This is a genomic window from Microbulbifer sp. TB1203 (assembly GCF_030997045.1).
Classification (GTDB): Bacteria; Pseudomonadota; Gammaproteobacteria; order Pseudomonadales; family Cellvibrionaceae; genus Microbulbifer.
This window is the reverse complement of record NZ_CP116899.1, coordinates 4,696,616-4,714,928: the sequence shown is the minus strand read 5'-3', so window position 1 is coordinate 4,714,928 and position 18,313 is coordinate 4,696,616. Positions and strand designations below refer to the sequence as shown.

8 protein-coding genes are annotated in these 18,313 nt (G+C 61.3%); all 8 read left to right on the top strand.

The features are described from left to right. Window positions 1–184: 184 nt before the first annotated feature. The 8 genes from PP263_RS19920 (at window position 185) to PP263_RS19885 (ending at window position 18,274) form a co-directional block, all read left to right on the top strand. A complete protein-coding gene (locus tag PP263_RS19920) occupies window positions 185–1,846 on the top strand; it encodes a DUF5597 domain-containing protein (protein ID WP_308365765.1) in 1,662 nt (553 codons plus the stop codon). Window positions 1,847–2,093: 247 nt separating this feature from the next. Then, window positions 2,094–5,006, top strand: coding sequence for a TIM-barrel domain-containing protein (locus tag PP263_RS19915; RefSeq protein ID WP_308365764.1), 2,913 nt, complete (start codon window positions 2,094–2,096; stop codon window positions 5,004–5,006). A gap of 167 nt (window positions 5,007–5,173) precedes the next feature. Next, window positions 5,174–6,676, top strand: coding sequence for a tryptophan 7-halogenase (locus tag PP263_RS19910; protein ID WP_308365762.1), 1,503 nt, complete (start codon window positions 5,174–5,176; stop codon window positions 6,674–6,676). Window positions 6,677–6,858: 182 nt separating this feature from the next. Further along, window positions 6,859–9,039: a hypothetical protein gene (locus tag PP263_RS19905; protein ID WP_308365761.1), complete on the top strand. Its 2,181-nt coding sequence runs from the start codon at window positions 6,859–6,861 to the stop codon at window positions 9,037–9,039. 170 nt (window positions 9,040–9,209) lie between these two features. Further along, window positions 9,210–10,790 carry a sodium/sugar symporter gene (locus PP263_RS19900; protein WP_308365760.1) on the top strand — a complete coding sequence of 527 codons (1,581 nt, stop codon included), beginning with the start codon at window positions 9,210–9,212 and terminating at the stop codon, window positions 10,788–10,790. A gap of 287 nt (window positions 10,791–11,077) precedes the next feature. Beyond that, complete coding sequence (locus PP263_RS19895) at window positions 11,078–13,840, top strand: cellulose binding domain-containing protein (RefSeq protein WP_308365759.1); 2,763 nt, start codon at window positions 11,078–11,080, stop codon at window positions 13,838–13,840. Between the two features lie 256 nt (window positions 13,841–14,096). Next, window positions 14,097–16,883 carry a glycoside hydrolase family 2 TIM barrel-domain containing protein gene (locus tag PP263_RS19890; protein WP_308365758.1) on the top strand — a complete coding sequence of 929 codons (2,787 nt, stop codon included), beginning with the start codon at window positions 14,097–14,099 and terminating at the stop codon, window positions 16,881–16,883. 47 nt (window positions 16,884–16,930) lie between these two features. After that, a complete protein-coding gene (locus PP263_RS19885; RefSeq protein ID WP_308365756.1) occupies window positions 16,931–18,274 on the top strand; it encodes a serine hydrolase domain-containing protein in 1,344 nt (447 codons plus the stop codon). Window positions 18,275–18,313 lie beyond the last annotated feature (39 nt).

Sequence of the window (18,313 nt, the reverse complement as noted above, 5' to 3'; positions counted from 1 at the left end):
GGGGCTCACTTGAGCCCCCTTTTTAATACTCAATGACTGAACACTTAGCTAACTGATGCAGCCATAGAAACCTACTCGCAGACGATTATTCAAGAGCCGGTAATGATGATCTGCAAGATATAACCACTTCATTAAATGCCAAATGTGTTATTGGAACCGAGGCTAATCAATAATGAATAAATACTTGGCACTTCTGACAATTTTCCTTAGTGCCTGTACCCCTTCACCAGAGGTTGAAAAACCTATTCCCCAACTGGTGGATAACAACGGCCGCTACGCCCTGATGGTCGATGACGCCCCCTACCTGATCCTCGGCGCCCAGACCAACAACTCCGCCAACTACGCCGCGGCACTGCCCGACGTCTGGCCGGTGGTGGAAAAAATGAAGGCCAATACCCTGGTCATCCCCGTGGCCTGGGAACAAGTGGAGCCCGAAGAGGGCGAATTCGACTTCTCCTTCGTGGACACGCTGGTAAACCAGGCCCGGGAAAGGGATGTGCGGCTGGTGCTGCTCTGGTTCGCCACCTGGAAGAACAATGCCCCGCACTATGCCCCCGAATGGGTCAAGCTGAACAACGAGCGCTTCCCCCGGGTGATTACCGAAGACGGCAAAGTCCTGAATTCCCTGTCGCCGCATTTCCGGGAAACCCTGGAGGCGGACAAGAAAGCCTTCGTTGCCCTGATGCAGCACCTGAAGGAGATCGACCGGCAGCGCACGGTGATCATGGTGCAGGTGGAGAACGAGGTGGGCACCTACGGCTCCGCGCGGGATTTCTCCCCCACCGCAGAGGCGGAGTTCCAAAAGCAGGTACCGGAAAAACTCCTCGCCGACGTGAACAAGAAGCCCGGCGACTGGAAATCCGTTTTCGGCCGGGATGCGGACGAATTCTTCCACGCCTGGCATATCGCCCGTTACGTGGACGAAATTGCCGAGGCGGGCAAGGCGGTCTATCCCCTGCCCATGTACGTGAACGTGGCCCTGCGCAATCCGTTCAGTCCGGGCAAGCCGGGGAACTACTCCAGTGGCGGCGCCACCGACAATGTGCTGCATATCTGGAAGTCCGCGGCGCCCAATATCGACATGATCTCCCCCGATATCTATTTCCGCGACCACAAGACCGTGGCCCGGGTGATGGACCTGTACAGCCGCGCGGACAATCCGCTGTATATCGCCGAGATCGGCAACGACCAGCCCTACGCCCGCTACTTCTTCACCGCCCTGGGGCACGGCGCGCTCGGATTCGCGCCCTTCGGCATGGACTACACCGATTATTTCAACCACCCGCTGGGCGCGGCGAAGATGGACGACGAGACCATCGCCCATTTCTCCGAGCTGTACGGGCTCTTCGCGCCCATGGCGCGGGAGTGGGCAGAGATCAGCTTCCGGCAGCCCACCTGGGGCGTATCTGAGCCGGTGGATACCCACAAGGACAAAAAGCTGTGGAATGCCGAGGTCACCGAGGGCGAAGACGGGGACAATAACGGCGAAGCCTACACCCAGCGCCTGGATCTGGGGGACTGGACAGCCGAGGTCACCTACGGCCGCCCCATGTTCTGGATAGATCCGCCCAAGGGCAACACCCCCTCCTCCGGCGGTGCCGTAATCGCGGAACTGAACGAAAACGAATACCTGGTAACCGCCTTCCGCGCACGGGTGACCTTTTCCCCCTCTCGGGAACTGGACGGCGAGCAGTTTACGATGGCGCGGGTGGAGGAAGGCCATTTCGAAAATGGCAAATGGGTTTTCGAGCGAGTCTGGAACGGCGACCAGACCGACTGGGGACTGAATTTCACCAGCAAGCCGCATGTATTAAAGGTCAAGCTGGCGACTTATAAAACAAATTGATGTGAGGCTCCTACAGGGGATACACCGTAGGATGAGCACAAATCGGCAGGATTGCCGATTTGGACGCCGAAGGCGCCCGAAGGGCGAGCGCCATGGACGGCGCGAGTCCAAGCGCAGCGTGCCCGTCAAGTGCAGTTGATGGGCAGGTCGCTCCGCTCCTTTGCCCATCCTACAAGAGATACCCCATACAAAAATTACGTGATAGAACAGATTCGATAACAACTTAAAATTAGATACGGAGAGAACCATGCAAAAACCCAAAATGAGCACACGGCCGCTCTTGGCCCTCGCTCTGTTCCCCTGGCTCTACGCCTGCGACGGCACGCCAAAGGAAACAGAAAGTACGACGGCAAAGAATTGGCAACAGACCGCCGATGGCGCGGTAGTCGAGCTGGCGGATGGCGAATTCAAGCGGGTGCGCCTGCAGGTGATCGACGACGACATCATCCGCGTAACCGCTACACCGCAGACGAGTTTTGCCAATCTGCCCGATAACCTGATGGTGATCGCCGAGCCGCAGAAAACGGCATTCTCCGTAGCGCAGCGCGACGACCGCCTGGTGATCAAGACGGAAGAAATTTCCGCGGAGGTCTCCCTGGCGAATGGCGCGGTACAGTTCAAAGACGCACAGGGCGAAGTGCTGCTCGCCGAGGCGGAGCGCAGCCTGGCCCCGGTGCAGGGTGATCCCGGTGCGGTGGATGCGGATTCCTATTCGTTCCGCCAGCAGTTCCAACCGCTGCCCGATGAAGCCTTCTACGGCCTGGGCCAGCAGCAGGACGGCCACGTGAACTACGCCGGCAAAAATATCGAGCTGACCACTTACAACCTGGAAATCACCATTCCCTACCTGGTTTCCAGTCGCAACTACGGCCTGCTGTGGAACAACAACGGTATCTCCCGCCTGGGCGATCCGAAGCCGCCGCAGCCGCTGTCCGCCGCCTTCGAACTCTACGATGCCAAGGGCAACAAGGGCGGCCTCACCGCGCGCTACTACGACGGCGACGAGCTGAAAATGGAACAGGTGGTAGCGGACCTCGATTACCAGTTCCTGTCTCACGCCAGCGTGCGTGAAGTACCGCTGCCGGAAGAAGTGGCAGAGGCGAAAAACTTGCGCATAGAGTGGGAGGGCAGCATCTCGCCGAAAACCAGCGGCGAGCACGAATTCAAAATGTACTCCAGCGGCTACGCCAAGCTGTCCCTGAACGGCGAGCTGCTGCTGGACCGCTGGCGGATGAACTGGAATCCCTGGTACCACAATGCCGAAGTGGACCTGCAGGCAAACACAAAATATCCATTGAGCCTGGACTGGACCCCCGGGGGCGGCTACTTCCGCCTGCTGCAGCACGCCCCCCTGCCGGCGGCGGAAAAGCAGCGGCTGTCATTCGCCTCCGATACCGGCAAGGCGGTGGATTACTACTTTGTCGCCGGCGACAGCAAGGACGACGTGATCTCCGGCTATCGCGAACTGACCGGCAAGGCCACCATGCTGCCCAAATGGGCCTTCGGTTTCTGGCAGAGCCGCGAGCGCTACAAGTCCCAGGATGAACTGCTGGGAGCGCTGGAGGAATACCGCGAGCGCAAAATCCCCATCGACAATATCGTACTCGACTGGTCCTACTGGCCGGAGGACGCCTGGGGCAGCCACGATTTCGACAAGGCGCACTTCCCCGATCCGAAAGGCATGGTCGACCGTGTCCACGAGCTGAACGCCAATATCATGATTTCCGTATGGCCCAAGTTCTACCCCACCACCGAGCACTACAAGGCGCTCAATGCCAAGGGCTGCATGTTCAACAAGAACATCGAGGAAGAAAACCTCGACTGGATCGGTTCCGGTTACCTGAACAGCTTCTACGATGCCTACAACCCCGAGTGCCGGGAAATCTACTGGGGCCAGATCCGGGACAAACTCAACACTCTCGGTTTCGACGCCTGGTGGCTGGATGCGGTGGAGCCGGATATCCACTCCAACCTCAACTTCGAACACCGCAAGGACCTGATCACCCCCAACGCCCGGGGCACCGGTGCCGAGGTCTTCAACGCCTACGCGCTGCCCCACGCGGAGAGCGTGTACCAGGGCGAACGCGAAACCGACGGCCACAAGCGCAGCTTTATTCTCACCCGTTCCGGCTTCGGCGGCATCCAGCGCACCGGCTCGGCGATCTGGAGCGGCGACGTGGTCTCCCGCTGGTCCAACCTGAAGGAACAGATCGCCGCGGGCGTGGGTGTCGGCATGGCGGGCATGCCCTACTGGACCTTCGATATCGGCGGCTTCACCCCCGAAGACCGCTTCCGCCAAAACGGCAGCGTCACCGTCGGCCACTACAGCGAAATGGCGGAGAGCGAACAGCAGGAGTGGCAGGAACTCAACCTGCGCTGGTTCCAGTTCGGCGCCTTCACCCCGCTGTTCCGTGCCCACGGCCAGAATCCCTACCGGGAAATCTACAATGTCGCCGATGAGGGCAGCGAGACCTACGAGAGCATGGTCTGGTACACCCAGCTGCGCTATCGCCTGATGCCCTACATCTACACCCTGGCCGGCGATGCCCACCACAAGGACGGCACCATGATGCGCGGCCTGCCGATGGACTTCGACGATCCCAAGGTGCGCGATATCAACACCCAGTACCTGTTCGGCCCGGCACTGCTGGTGAACCCGGTATATGAATTCGGCGCGCGCAGCCGCGATGTCTACCTGCCCGCGAGCAGCGACTGGTATGACTTCTACAGCGGCAAAAAATACCGCGGTGGCCAGAGCATCGACGCCGAGGCCCCCTATGCGCGTATGCCGCTGTTCGTGAAAGCCGGCTCCATCATCCCCACCGGCCCCGCGATCCAGCACACCGGCGAAAGCCTGAATGCACCGCTCACCCTCAACGTGTACACCGGTGCGGACGGCAGCTTCGAGATCTACGAGGACGACGGCAAGAGCTACGGCTATGAAAACGGCCAGTGGTCCCGCATCCCTCTCAGCTACGACGACGCCACTGGCACCCTGACCATCGGCGAGCGCATCGGCAGCTTCAAGGGCATGGCGGAAAAGCGGCAGATCAAAGTCCGCTGGATCACCGAAGGCCAGAGCGCGGCGGACTTCGACGCCGAGCCGGCGGAGGCAGTGGAGTACAGCGGAGAAAAGCTGGTCCTGAAAAAATCGGCGTAACCCCCTGGGAGCGCCGAGCTCCAGCTCGGCATTGCGGGCAAATGGCCTGCTGAAACTGTGAAGTCGCCGGCTGCGCCGGCGTTGCCGAGCTGGAGCTCGGCGCTCCCAGGACCACGGCCATGGCCGCTTCTACAGAAAAGTACCGGCTGCGAAATGCGAGCAAAATAATGGCAGCGACACCTATCAGACAAATCACCATCGTCGGCGGCGGCACCGCCGGTTGGATGGCTGCCGCCGTACTCGTACACCACTACCGCGAACACCAGTTGCGCATACAGCTGGTGGAATCCGAGCAGATCGGCACCGTGGGTGTGGGCGAAGCGACGGTGCCAGGCATAATCCGCTTGAACCAATATCTGGGCATCAAGGAGAGCGAATTCATCGCCGCTACCGGTGCCACTTTCAAACTGGGTATTGAGTTTGCCGACTGGTACAAACCAGGGGAGAGCTTCTTCCACCCCTTTGCCGATTTCGGCGCGCCCGTTGGCAAGCTGCCCTTCTTCCCCTGTTGGCTGAAACTGCACAAGTTGGGCCGTGCGGCACCACTGGAAGACTACTGCCTTTCCGCCGCCATGGCCAAAGCCGGACGCTTCGCCCAGACCGACGACGAGGCCACCAATCCACTGGCCCTGTACAGCTACGCCTACCACTTCGATGCCACGCGCTACGCGCGCTTTTTACGGAATTACGCCGAAGAGCGCGGCGTGGAGCGAATAGAGGGCAAAGTCGTAGAGGTGCGACTGAATCCCGACAACGGCGATATCGATAAATTGCAGCTGGAAGGAGATCGACAACTGGGGGGCGACCTGTTTATCGACTGCTCCGGTTTTCGCGCCCTGCTGATCGAACAGGCGCTGGGCACCGGCTACGAGGACTGGAGCCACTGGCTGCCGGTAGACAGTGCCGTGGCGGTACAGAGCGAGCGCCGCGGCGAACCTCCGCCCTACACCCGCGCCACCGCACTGGCCGCCGGCTGGCGCTGGCGGATTCCGCTGCAACACCGCACCGGCAACGGCTACGTCTACTGCAGCGCCCATGCCGGCGACGAGGAGGCGCGCAACACACTGCTTGCAGACCTCGACGGCGAGCCCCTGGGTGAGCCCCGGGTGCTCCGCTTTACCGCCGGTATGCGCAAACGCTTCTGGCATAAAAACTGTGTCGCCCTTGGCCTGGCCTCGGGTTTTATCGAACCATTGGAGAGTACCAGCATCTCCCTGATCCAGACCGGAGTGGAAAAGCTGCTGCAATTCATGCCCGACCTGGTTCCGAATACCGAGAAAATTGCCGAAGCCAACCGGCTGAACCGGCTGGAATACGAGCGCATCCGCGACTTCATTATCCTGCATTACAAACTCAGCGGACGCGACGATACCGAATTCTGGCGGCAGCTGCGCGCAATGCCGGTGCCCGACAGTCTGCAGGCCAAGTTGGAGGCATTCAGCGAAGACGGTCGACTACTCGTCTACGAACAGGAGTCGTTCAGCGAAGCGAGCTGGCTCGCCATCTACAACGGTTTGCACTTCCGTCCCCGGAGATACCTGCCGGATGTGGACCAACTGGATACGGAGCAGCTGGCACAACTGTTGGAGAAAATGCGCCGCGCCGTAGCCTTGGGCAGCGAGCATGCACCGCGCCACGAGGAGTTTCTGGCACAACTGGGTGCAAAATAAATCGACCGGTAAGAGCTCCCCTGGGAACGCCGAGCTCCAGCTCGGCAACGCCGGCGCAGCCGGCGCCTATACATTGAACGGGCCTGCGGCCCGTATGCCGAGCTGGAGCTCGGCGCTCGGCGCTCGGCGCTCGGCGCTCGGCGCTCCCAGGAGCAGTCTGCCCAGGAAAATATGAACAAGAAATGTTTAAGAGATTATTAGCTTCAATTCTTCTGATCATCACCGCTAACGGCGCCATCGCCGGAGGTGGCTATCAATGGCGCAATATCACCGTCGGTGCCGGCGGCTTCGCGCCGAATATTATTTTCAGCGAAGCCGAGGAGGGCCTCGCCTACCTGCGCACCGATATGGGCGGAGCCTATCGCTGGGATAAAGAAGCCCGACGCTGGATACCGCTGCAGGACCAGATGGCGGAATCCAGCTATTTCGGTATCGAGAGCATCGCCGCGGACCCGAAAAACCCTGAAGTGGTGCATATGGCCGCGGGCATGTACAAGAGAAACCCGGCGGCCATGCTGCGCTCTTTCGACCGCGGTGAAAACTGGGAAGTCCTTCCCGTGCCTTTCCGTATGGGCGGTAACGAGGACGGCCGCGGCCTGGGGGAGCGGCTGGCGATAGACCCTGAAAATACCGATAGCCTGTATTTCGGTTCGCGCCACGATGGCCTGTGGCGCTCGCGGGACCGCGGCGCCAGTTGGCACAAGGTGGAGAGCTTCCCCCGCGCCGGACTGGGCATACCCGAGAAGCGCTGGGCCACCAATGCCGGGATCAGCTTTGTAATCTTTGCGCAGAGGGCGATTTTTGTCGGTGTGGCCGATAAACGAAACGCCGGCCTCTATCGCTCGGACGACGACGGCGAAAACTGGCGCAGGGTGGAGGGCGGTCCCGCCCTGCTACCGGTGAAGGCGGCAGGGGGCGGAAACCATTTGTATATCGCCCACAGCGACAATATCGGCCCCAACGGCATCGAGGCCGGCGCCGTTTACAAACTGGATATCCGCAACAGCCATTGGACCGATATTACTCCACCGCCACAGGCGGCGGAGGGCGGCTTTATGGGCCTCAGTGCCAGCCATCAGAATCCGGACATCGTCGCCGTATCCACCATCAACCGCTGGCGCCCGCGGGATACCATCTACCTCTCCCGCGACGGCGGCAAAAGCTGGCGGGAACTGGAATCCCGCAGCACACGAGACGTGAGCGCCACCCCCTATCTGTACTGGGGCAATGAGGATTCGGATTTCGGCTGGTGGATCGCCGGCCTGGCGATCAATCCCTTCGACGAAAAGGAAATTGTCTACACCACCGGCGCCACCGTTTACCGCACGCAAAATGCCAATGCAGACAGGTTGCTGTGGCGCCCCTGGGTAAAGGGCATTGAACAGACCGCGGTGATCACACTGGCCAGTCTGCCCGAAGGCCCCGAACTGCTGTCCGGTTTCGGCGATATCAGCGGCTTCGTACACGAGGACTTCGATCGCTCGCCGCGGCGGATGCTCACCGGCCCGCTGTTCGCCAACACCAACAGCATCCGCTATGCCGCCCAGTCCCCCAATATCGTGGTGCGCAGCGGCACCCCGCCACATCGGGCAAAGGGGCCGGCACCCACCCTGGCCTGGTCTGAAGACCACGGAAAAAGTTGGCAGCCGCTGACGGTACCGCCGCTGGACTTCGGCGACGGCTCCAGGCGCTACGACCTGAGCGGCGACAACGCCATCACCGTCTCCGCCGACGGCGACATTTTTGTATTTATGGCCCCGGTACCGCAAATCAGCCGCGACCGCGGCCGCCACTGGACGGCGGTAAAAGGCCTGCCACTGCAGCTGCGTCCGGTGGCCGACCGGGTCAACGGAAAAGTCTTCTACGCGCTGGATTTCGCCAGCGGCAAAATCTTTGTCAGCCGGGATGGCGGAGCCACTTTCTCCCCACAGAACACCCGCGGCCTGCCCGGGGATCTACGTGCAGACGCACCCACCAACCGCGAACAGGCATGGCCGCTGTTGGCCGCGCCGGGGCGTGAGGGCGAATTGTGGCTGGTATCGGGGAAGGGCCTCTACCACTCCACCGACAGCGGACTCAGCTTCAACGCAGTAAAAAGCGATATCGCCGTGGAACAGATGGATTTCGGCAAAGCCGCACCGGGGAAGCAGGGGCCGGCACTCTTCGCCATCGGCAGCCGCGACGACCTTCGCGCTATCTGGCGCTCCGATGACGGCGGCCGCCACTGGCTGCGGATCAACGACGAACGGCACGAATACGGCCGACGCTTCCGCGCCGTCGCCGGCGACCCGCGTCACTTCGGCCGCGTCTATGTGGCCACCGATGGGCGCGGCATAGTGATGGGCCAGCCCGCGCGCTTGTAAAGCACTGCTTTATGCGCGGGCTGGCGCCCCGCCATGGATGGTGGGCCGGGCTTGGATAAACGTGGACACGTCGCGCCATGGATGGCGACACCTTGCTCAAAGCCAACGCCAAATGCCCGCAGCGGGATCAGGCAAAGTGTTCAGAACAATAACTGTAGAAGGTGAGAACCATGCAACTAGCAACCGTCGACCTGATGATCTTTATCGCCTATGTGGCGATGCTGATCACCATAGGATATCTGGTTTCCCGCGAAAAAAGCGGGCACCAGAAAAACACCCAGGACTACTTCCTCGCCGGCAAGGGCCTGCCCTGGTGGGCGGTGGGGGCCTCGCTGATCGCGGCCAATATTTCCGCGGAGCAGATTATCGGCATGTCCGGTTCAGGCTACGCCATTGGCCTGGGCATCGCCTCCTATGAGTGGATGGCGGCGATCACGCTCATCTTAGTCGGCAAATATTTCCTGCCGGTGTTCGTGCGCAAGGGCATCTACACCATGCCGCAGTTCCTGGAGCAGCGCTACGACCAGCGCGTGAAGCTGGTAATGGCCATCTTCTGGCTGGGCGTCTACACCTTCGTGAACCTGACCTCGGTGCTGTGGCTGGGGGCGCTGGCGATCAACGCCATCGCCAGGGTGGAGCTGCTGTTCGGGTTGCTTTTCCTGGGCCTTTTTTCCGCGGCCTATTCCCTCTACGGCGGGCTCAAGGCGGTGGCACTGACCGATATTATCCAGGTGGTGCTACTGATACTGGGCGGGCTGATGCTGTCCTACCTGGCACTGGATCTGATCGCCGATGGCAAGGGCCCAATCGCCGGCTTTGTCGAGCTGACACAGCGAGTGCCGGAGAAGTTCGACATGATCCTGTCCAAGGACAACCCCAACTACATCAGCCTGCCGGGCCTGTCAGTGCTGCTCGGCGGCATGTGGATAGTGAACTTCGCCTACTGGGGCTTCAACCAGTACATCATCCAGCGGGCGCTGGCCGCGAAATCCATTGAGGAGGGCCAGAAGGGCATCGCCTTCGCCGCCTACCTGAAGCTGCTGATGCCGCTGATCGTGGTGCTGCCCGGTATCGCCGCGGTGCTGTTGATTCCGGACCTGGAGCGCCCGGACCAGGCCTACCCGCAGTTGATGAACCTGATGCCGGTGGGCTTCAAGGGCCTGGTGTTCGCGGCGCTGGTGGCGGCCATCGTCTCCTCGCTGGCCTCCATGACCAACAGCATCGCCACAATTTTCACTATGGATATCTACTCGCACTACCAGCCCGAAAAGAGTGAGCGCCACTATGTGAAAGTGGGCCGGGTTGCCAGCCTGGTGTCGCTGGTGCTGGGCATGGTCTGTGCGCAGCCGCTGCTGGGCCAGTTCGAGCAGGCCTTCCAGTATATCCAGGAATTCACCGGCTTCTTTACCCCGGGCATCGCGGTGCTGTTCGCGCTCGGCGTCTTCTGGCCGCGCGCCACCGCCAACTCGGCACTGGTGGTCGCCATTGGTTCGGCGGCCTTGTCGCTGGCGCTGAAGCTCGGGTGGCCGGCGCTGCCGTTTATGGACCGCATGGGCCTGGTATTCCTGATCTGCCTGGCGCTCGCCGTGAGTGTGTCTCTGTTGGAAACGCGCCGCGACCTGGTGATTAACAGCGGCGGCGGTGACACCGTCGCGCTGGGCGAGATCAATTTCTCCACCACCCAGGGTTTCAACCTGGCGGCGCTGGGGATCACATTGGTGCTGACCGCGCTCTATGCCACTTGGTGGTAACCGGACTGGTGGGCGTAATACTGTTGAGTTAAGAATCGGCACCCTGTAGGAGCCTGCTTGCAGGCGAATAAGAACAGAACTCCGTAACCGTTCGCCTGCAAGCAGGCTCCTACAGGGTAACCTGGCTCAACAGTATCGCCACCAGGCGTGCCCATCTGCCAGGACGGAAAGAATAAAAAAGTAAAACCTTTTGTAGTTGCACCGCACATCGTGGAAGTGCGGCGTAGAGGTACCCCTCCTCCACACCCAAAAAATAATTAACAACGCGATATGAGAGGAGTTTACCGATGAAAAACCCATCGTCATTGTCGAGGTTTTCCTGGCCTGCACTATTGAAGGCCTGCGCGCTGTCCCTGCTGACGTCCACCGCCAGCGCTGCACCGGCAGAGGAGTACAACTGGAAGAATGTGCGTATCGACGGCGGCGGCTTTGTGCCGGGAATTATTTTCAACCGCACCGAGCCCAACCTGATTTACGCGCGCACCGATATCGGCGGCGCCTATCGCTGGGATGAGAGCGCACAGAAATGGATTCCCCTGCTGGACTGGGTCGGCTGGGACAAATGGGGCTGGAACGGGGTGATGAGCATGGCCACCGACCCGGTGGACCCGGACCGCGTCTACGCCGCACTGGGCCTGTACACCAACGGCTGGGACCCGAACAATGGCGGCATCGCCCGCTCCACCGACCGCGGCACCACCTGGCAGGTCACTGAACTGCCGTTCAAGGTGGGCGGCAATATGCCCGGCCGCGGCATGGGCGAGCGGCTGCGCATCGATCCCAACGACAACAGCACCATTTATTTCGGCGCGGAAGGGGGCAACGGGCTCTGGCGCAGCACCGATTACGGTGTCACCTGGTCCGAAGTGAGCAACTTCCCCAATCCCGGTACCTACGCTCAGGACCCCGGCGATCCGAACAATTACCTGAACCAATTGCAGGGAGTGGTATGGGTAACCTTCGACTCCACCTCCGGCAGCCCGGGCCAGGGCAGTGACGTCATCTACGTGGGCGTGGCGGACCTGGGTGAATCCCTCTACCGCTCCACCGACGGCGGCGCCACCTGGGAGGCCATTCCCGGCGCGCCCAGCGGATATATCCCCCACAAAGGGGTCTACGACGAAGTCAACGGCGTCCTCTATGTAGCCACCAGCGATACCGGCGGCCCCTACGACGGAGAGGCCGGCGCGGTGTGGAAATTCGACGCGGCGACGGAGACCTGGACCGATATCACCCCGACCGTTGGCGGCGATCCCTACTACGGCTTTTCAGGCCTCACCATCGACCGCCAGAATCCGGACACCATTATGGTGGCCTCGCTGAACTCCTGGTGGCCGGACATGATCCTGTACCGCAGCACCGACGGTGGCGGCACCTGGACGCGCATCTGGGACTGGGGCAACTATCCGGAGCGCACAAAACGCTACACCATGGATATCAGCAGCGTGCCCTGGCTCACCTTCGGCCAGAATTCGCAACCGCCGGAGGAAACCCCCAAGCTGGGCTGGATGAACGAGTCGGTGGAAATCGATCCGCATAATTCAAACCGCTTTATGTACGGCACCGGCGCCACCATTTACGGCTCCACCAACCTCACCGACTGGGACAGCAACGGTATCATCACCATCCGTCCAATGATCGCGGGATTGGAGGAGACCGCGGTGCTCGACCTCGCCAGCCCGCCCAGCGGCACCGCGAATATTTTTTCCGCGCTGGGTGATATCGGCGGCTTCAAGCACCTGGACGTGGATGCGGTTCCGGACCTGATGTACACCGCACCCTACCTGACCAGCACCACCGGCATCGACTTCGCCGAACTCGATCCCAACACCATGGTGCGCGTGGGCAACGCCGACGAGGCGCATATCGGTATTTCCACCTCCGCCGGCGACAGCTGGTGGCAGGGGCAGGAGCCGGGCGGCGTGACCGGCGGCGGTAATGTCGCCATGAGCGCGAACGGCGGAAATATCGTGTGGAGCCCGGAAGGCGCGGCGGTGCACTACTCCACCACCCTCGGCAGCTCCTGGACCCAGTCCTCCGGCGTACCCCAGGGCGCGCGGGTGGAGAGCGACAGGGTAAATCCGAACAAGTTCTACGCCTTTAGCGGCGGCACCTTCCATGTCTCCATCGACGGCGGCGCCAGCTTCTCGGCCACCGCCGCCAGCGGCCTGCCGGACAGCGGCAAGTTTGTCGCCGCGCCTGGCCTGGAAGGTCACCTGTGGCTCGCCGGTGGCGGCGTCGGCGGCGATGCAACGGTTACCGGGCTTTGGCGCTCCACGGATTCCGGTACCAGCTTCAGCAAAATCGCCAGTGTCGAGGGCGGAGTCAATATCGGCCTGGGCGCCCCGGCGAGCGGTGCGAATTACCAGGCCCTGTACCTGGTGGGCACCGTCGACGGCGTGACCGGAGTCTTCCGCTCCACCGACGAGGGCCAAAGCTGGGTGCGCATCAACGACGACCAGCACCAGTACGGCAATATGGGCGAAGCCATTACCGGCGACCCGCGCATTTTCGGCCGGGTTTACCTGGGCACCAACGGCCGCGGGCTGCTGTACGCAGATCCGGTTGGCGGTGGTTCCAGCTCTTCGTCCAGCAGTTCGAGTTCGTCCAGTTCGTCGAGCAGCTCCAGTTCGTCCAGCAGTTCCAGCTCGTCCAGCAGCTCGAGCTCCAGTTCCAGCTCGTCCAGCAGCTCGAGCTCCAGTTCCAGCTCGTCCAGTTCCAGTTCGTCCAGTTCCGGCGGCGGCAGTAGCAATTGCGAGTATATCGAGGGCGACCACTGGGGGGCGGGCTTTACCGGCAGTATCCGCATCACCAACAACGGCAGTGCGGAGATCGACGGCTGGGAAGTGAACTTCAGCTACAGCGGCAGCAGCCGGCTGACCAACACCTGGAACGCCAATGTCAGCGGCAGCAATCCCTACACCGCCAAGTCATTGGGATGGAACCGCAAGATACAGCCCGGCGCCTACGCCGAGTTCGGTTTCCAGGGAGAGAAGGACAGTAGTGAACCGCTGGAGATCCCCGCGATTTCCGGGGATGTCTGCCAGTAAACCAAGGGGGTCGGGGTCGCTACGCCGGCCCCGTTGCAACAATGAAATTTTTTAAGGATGGGCGCGAGCCCATCCTTAAAGAGAAAATAACTTAGGAACTTCTGAATAAGTCCATTTCGTCACTCCGGCGCAAGCCGGAGTCCAGGAGAGCAGCCGATTCCGGCTTGCTCCGGAACGACGTTAATCAGAGGTTGTTCAGGTGCGCAACGGCAGCTCTTTCCAGAGATGTCCTGCTGTAATAATCGAGAGGTAAATAATGCTTTCCCGGCCTATATTCGCATTCTTTCTCCTGGCCCTGTCCGCGGCGGCTTTCGCCGAGCCGACCGAGATCCGCTATCTCAGCGGCACCGACAAGGACCACACCATCGACTGGCAATTCAAGGTCAGCGGCGGTCGCAACAGCGGGCACTGGACGACTATTCCGGTGCCCTCCAACTGGGAGACGCAGGGCTTCGGCAGCTACCGCTACTGGAGCGACTGGGAGGAACCGGCCGCGCCGGACCGGGAGGGCTTGTACCGCCACACTTTTTCCGTGCCCGCCGACTGGCAGGGCAAAAACATTGAAATCGTCTTTGGTGGCGCCATGACCGATACCGAGGTGCGTATCAACGGCGCCCCCGCCGGCCCGGTCCACCGGGGCGGTTTTTACGAGTTCCGCTACGATATCGGCGAACACCTGAACTACGACGAAGACAACCTGCTGGAAGTCAGGGTCACACGCTATTCCGACGACGCATCCATCAATCTCGCCGAACGCCGCGCGGATTTCTGGATGTTCAGCGGCATCTACCGGCCGGTGTGGCTGGAAGCCAGGCCGGCGGAGCATATCCGGCGCGCGGCACTGGATGCCGGGCACACCGGCGATTTTCGCGGGTCGGTTTTTCTGGGCGGCATCGACAGCGCCGATTCCGTGCGCGCGGAGATCACCACCCTCGATGGCAAGCGCATAGGCCGGCCGTTTTCGGTAAAGGTTTCTCCGGGCCAGGAACAGGTTTCCGTGGAAACCCGGGCGAAAGGTATCCTTCCCTGGAGCGCGGAAAAACCCCACCGCTACAAAGCCATCTTCGAACTCCGCAAGCACAATAAAACCCTGCACCGGGTGGAGGAGACCTTCGGTTTCCGCACCGTCGAAGTCCGCCCGCGGGACGGACTCTATGTCAACGGCCGCAAGGTGCGCCTGAAAGGCGCCAACCGCCACTCCTTCTGGCCCGACTCCGGGCGCACCACCAGTCCGGAAATCAGCCGCCGGGACGTGGAGCTGATGAAGGATATGAACATGAACGCCGTGCGCGTCGGCCATTCCCCGCCGGACCGGCATTTCCTGGAAATGACCGACGAACTGGGACTCTATGTGATTGACGAACTCACCGGCTGGCAGGACGCCTACAGCACCGAGGCGGGCCGGCCGCTGGTGAAGGAACTGATCCTGCGCGATCACAACCACCCTTCGGTGATTATCTGGGCCAACGGCAACGAGGGCGGTTGGAATACGGAACTGGACGGGGACTACCACCACTGGGATACCCAGCGCCGTCCGGTGATCCACCCCTGGGAGTTGTTTGGCGGCATCAATACCGCCCACTACGAGCGCTACGACTGCTGCACCGGCCACCTGTTCGGCGGCAACGAGGTATTTATGCCCACCGAATTCCTGCACGGCCTCTACGACGGCGGCGCCGGTGCGGGCCTGGACGACTGGTGGAAACGCATGCTGCAAAACCCGCTGTCCGCCGGCGGCTTTATCTGGGCCCTGCTCGACGAGGGCCTGGTGCGCGACGATTGGGACGGAGCCATCGACACCGCGGGCAATTCCGCGCCCGACGGTATCCTCGGGCCTTACCGGGAAAAAGAGGGCAGCTTCTTCGCCATCCGCGAAATCTGGTCTCCGGTGTATTTTCCGCAGAGCGAGCAGAGCCGTTTGCCGGTCGGTTTCGACGGCGTCTTGCGGGTCGAAAACCGCTACGACTTCACCAACCTGCGCGAACTGGATTTTCGCTGGGCGCTGATCGATTATCCCGGCCCGGCGCAAACGGCTGCTCACAGGGTAGCGGCCCAGGGTGCAGCCAGCTCGCCCGATGTGGCCCCAGGGCGCTCCGGCAGCCTGCGGCTGGCACTGCCAGAAGACTGGCAGTCCCGGGATGCACTGGCCCTGTCGGCGACGGATCCCAGCGGCCGGGATATCTACACCTGGACCTGGATGATCACCCCGCCCGCGGCGATGGCCGAGCGCATAGTCAAGAGCGACAGTGAAGGCGTTGTGACGGCAGAGGAAACCGAATCACAGATCCGCCTCGGCACCGACGACCTGCTGCTGTCAATCGACAAGAATACCGGGCGCCTGGCCGGCGTCAGCCGCACCGGGAAAACCCTGTCCCTGGGCAACGGCCCGCGGCTGGTTTCCGGAAGCGGAAAGCTGTCGAGCATTGGCTTGCGACAGGAGAACGGTGCACAGGTCGTCAGCGTCCAATACGAAGGTGAACTGCGCCGGGTCGAGTGGCGCCTGCACCCGGGCGGCTGGCTGCAGCTCGGCTATGCCTACCAGTTCCCCGGGCAAATGGAGACGGACTACCTGGGCGTAACCTTCGATTACCCGGAGGAAAAGGTCACCGGCGTCCGCTGGCTGGGCCGCGGTCCCTACCGGGTATGGAAAAACCGCCTCAAGGGCGTGACCTTCGATACCTGGCACAAAAACTACAACGACACGATAACCGGCCAATCCTGGGATTACCCGGAATTCAAGGGCTTCCACCGCGACCTCTACTGGGCGCAACTGGAAACCCGCGAATTGCCCATCACCCTGGTCGCCACCGGGGAAGACACTTTCCTGCGGCTGTTCACCCCGAAGGAAGCCAAAGACCCCATGCAGACGAGTGTCGAGTTTCCCCCAGGGGATATCTCACTGCTCAGCGGCATAGCGCCCATAGGCACCAAGTTCCATCCGCCGGAGGCACACGGTCCCCAGGGCGGTCCCAACCGGGTGCGCCGCCTGGGGCAGTGGTACCAGGGAGAGGTTTTTCTGTACTTCGGTGCCCTTCCCGAATAAGTGCCTGATAAAAACTGTAAATTTTCAGGGAAAAACACGAAAAGACCATGAAGACATATTTCATACGCGCACTGCTACTGATCCTGCCCATCGCTCTCCCGGGATGCTCGGCAGAAAAGTCCCAAAGCGAAGTGCCACAACGGTTTGACTACTCCGCTGTTGAGCCCCGGCAAGGCCCACCGGCAGAAGCGGTTGCCGATATCGACCAACTGCTCCAGTCGTTCGTCGATGAGAAAAAGGCCAGCAGCGTGGCGGCCTTCGTAGCGAAAGGCGGCAGGGTCCTCTACTCCAACGCCGTTGGCTGGAAGGACGTTGAGAACGGCGTGCCCGCGACCGTTGACGACTATTATGTGCTCTTCTCCCAGACCAAGGCGGTGGTTACCGTTGCCTTTATGACCCTCGTCGAACAGGGGCTGGTATCCATCGACGACCCGGTGGCCAAATATTTTCCCGAAATCCCCGACGAGGTGGTGACCGCCATCCACGAGGACGGCACCTACGAAACACGCCCCGCCGCCACCCCATTGACCTTCGTCCACCTGATGTCGCATACGTCCGGGCTCGGCGCCGGCCTGGCCGGCGAGCTTCAAAGGGCCGACCGGCAAACGGACTTCCGCCCCGTCGGCTTCGGCGGCGCGCCCCCTGGCTTCACGCCCCACGGCCAGCATAGCGGCGGTGGCGATTACCATGCCAGATACCTCGAGGAGGAGATGCTCGCCCTGGCTAAATACCCCCTCGGCTTCGATCCGGGCAGCGATTGGAATTACCACGTCAGCAGCAATATGCTCGGCTACCTGATCGAGCGCATTTCCGGAATGCCGCTGCGGGAGTATGTCAAAAAGTCCGTGCTCGAGCCGCTGGGCATGGACGACACTGACTGGTACTACGAGCCGGAGGCAATCGATCGTTTCGTCAAGGCCTACAATGCCGTGGACGGCCAATTGCAACCGGCCACCAACATCTACAGCCAGGGGACGGTGAGCACGCAACAGAGCTACAGCGAAGGCGCCATCGGCCTGAACGGCCCGATCGGGGACTACGCCAGGTTCTGCCAGATGCTGCTCAACAAAGGGGAGTTCAATGGCAAGCGCATTTTAAAGCCGGAAACCGTGGAATTGATGACCGAGATCAATCGCCTTCCCGCTCAGCATTCCGGCGCGGAGGATTTTCAGTTCGGGTTGGGATTCGAACTCCATAATGCTAAAAAACCGGTTCCGGAAGTGTCGAATACCGCCTATGCCTGGGGAGGCATGCTGGGAACGGCCTATATCATTGATCCTGAGAAAGACATGATTGCTCTCTTCTACCTGAACATGTTCCGGCACGATCCCCTTTACCCCTTGTTTCTCAGCAAGGCGTATCAGCTTGTCGATGGCTCGGGACCAGGTTAATAACAGTGCGAAGAAAAGTTACCTTCCTCCCAAGTAAGA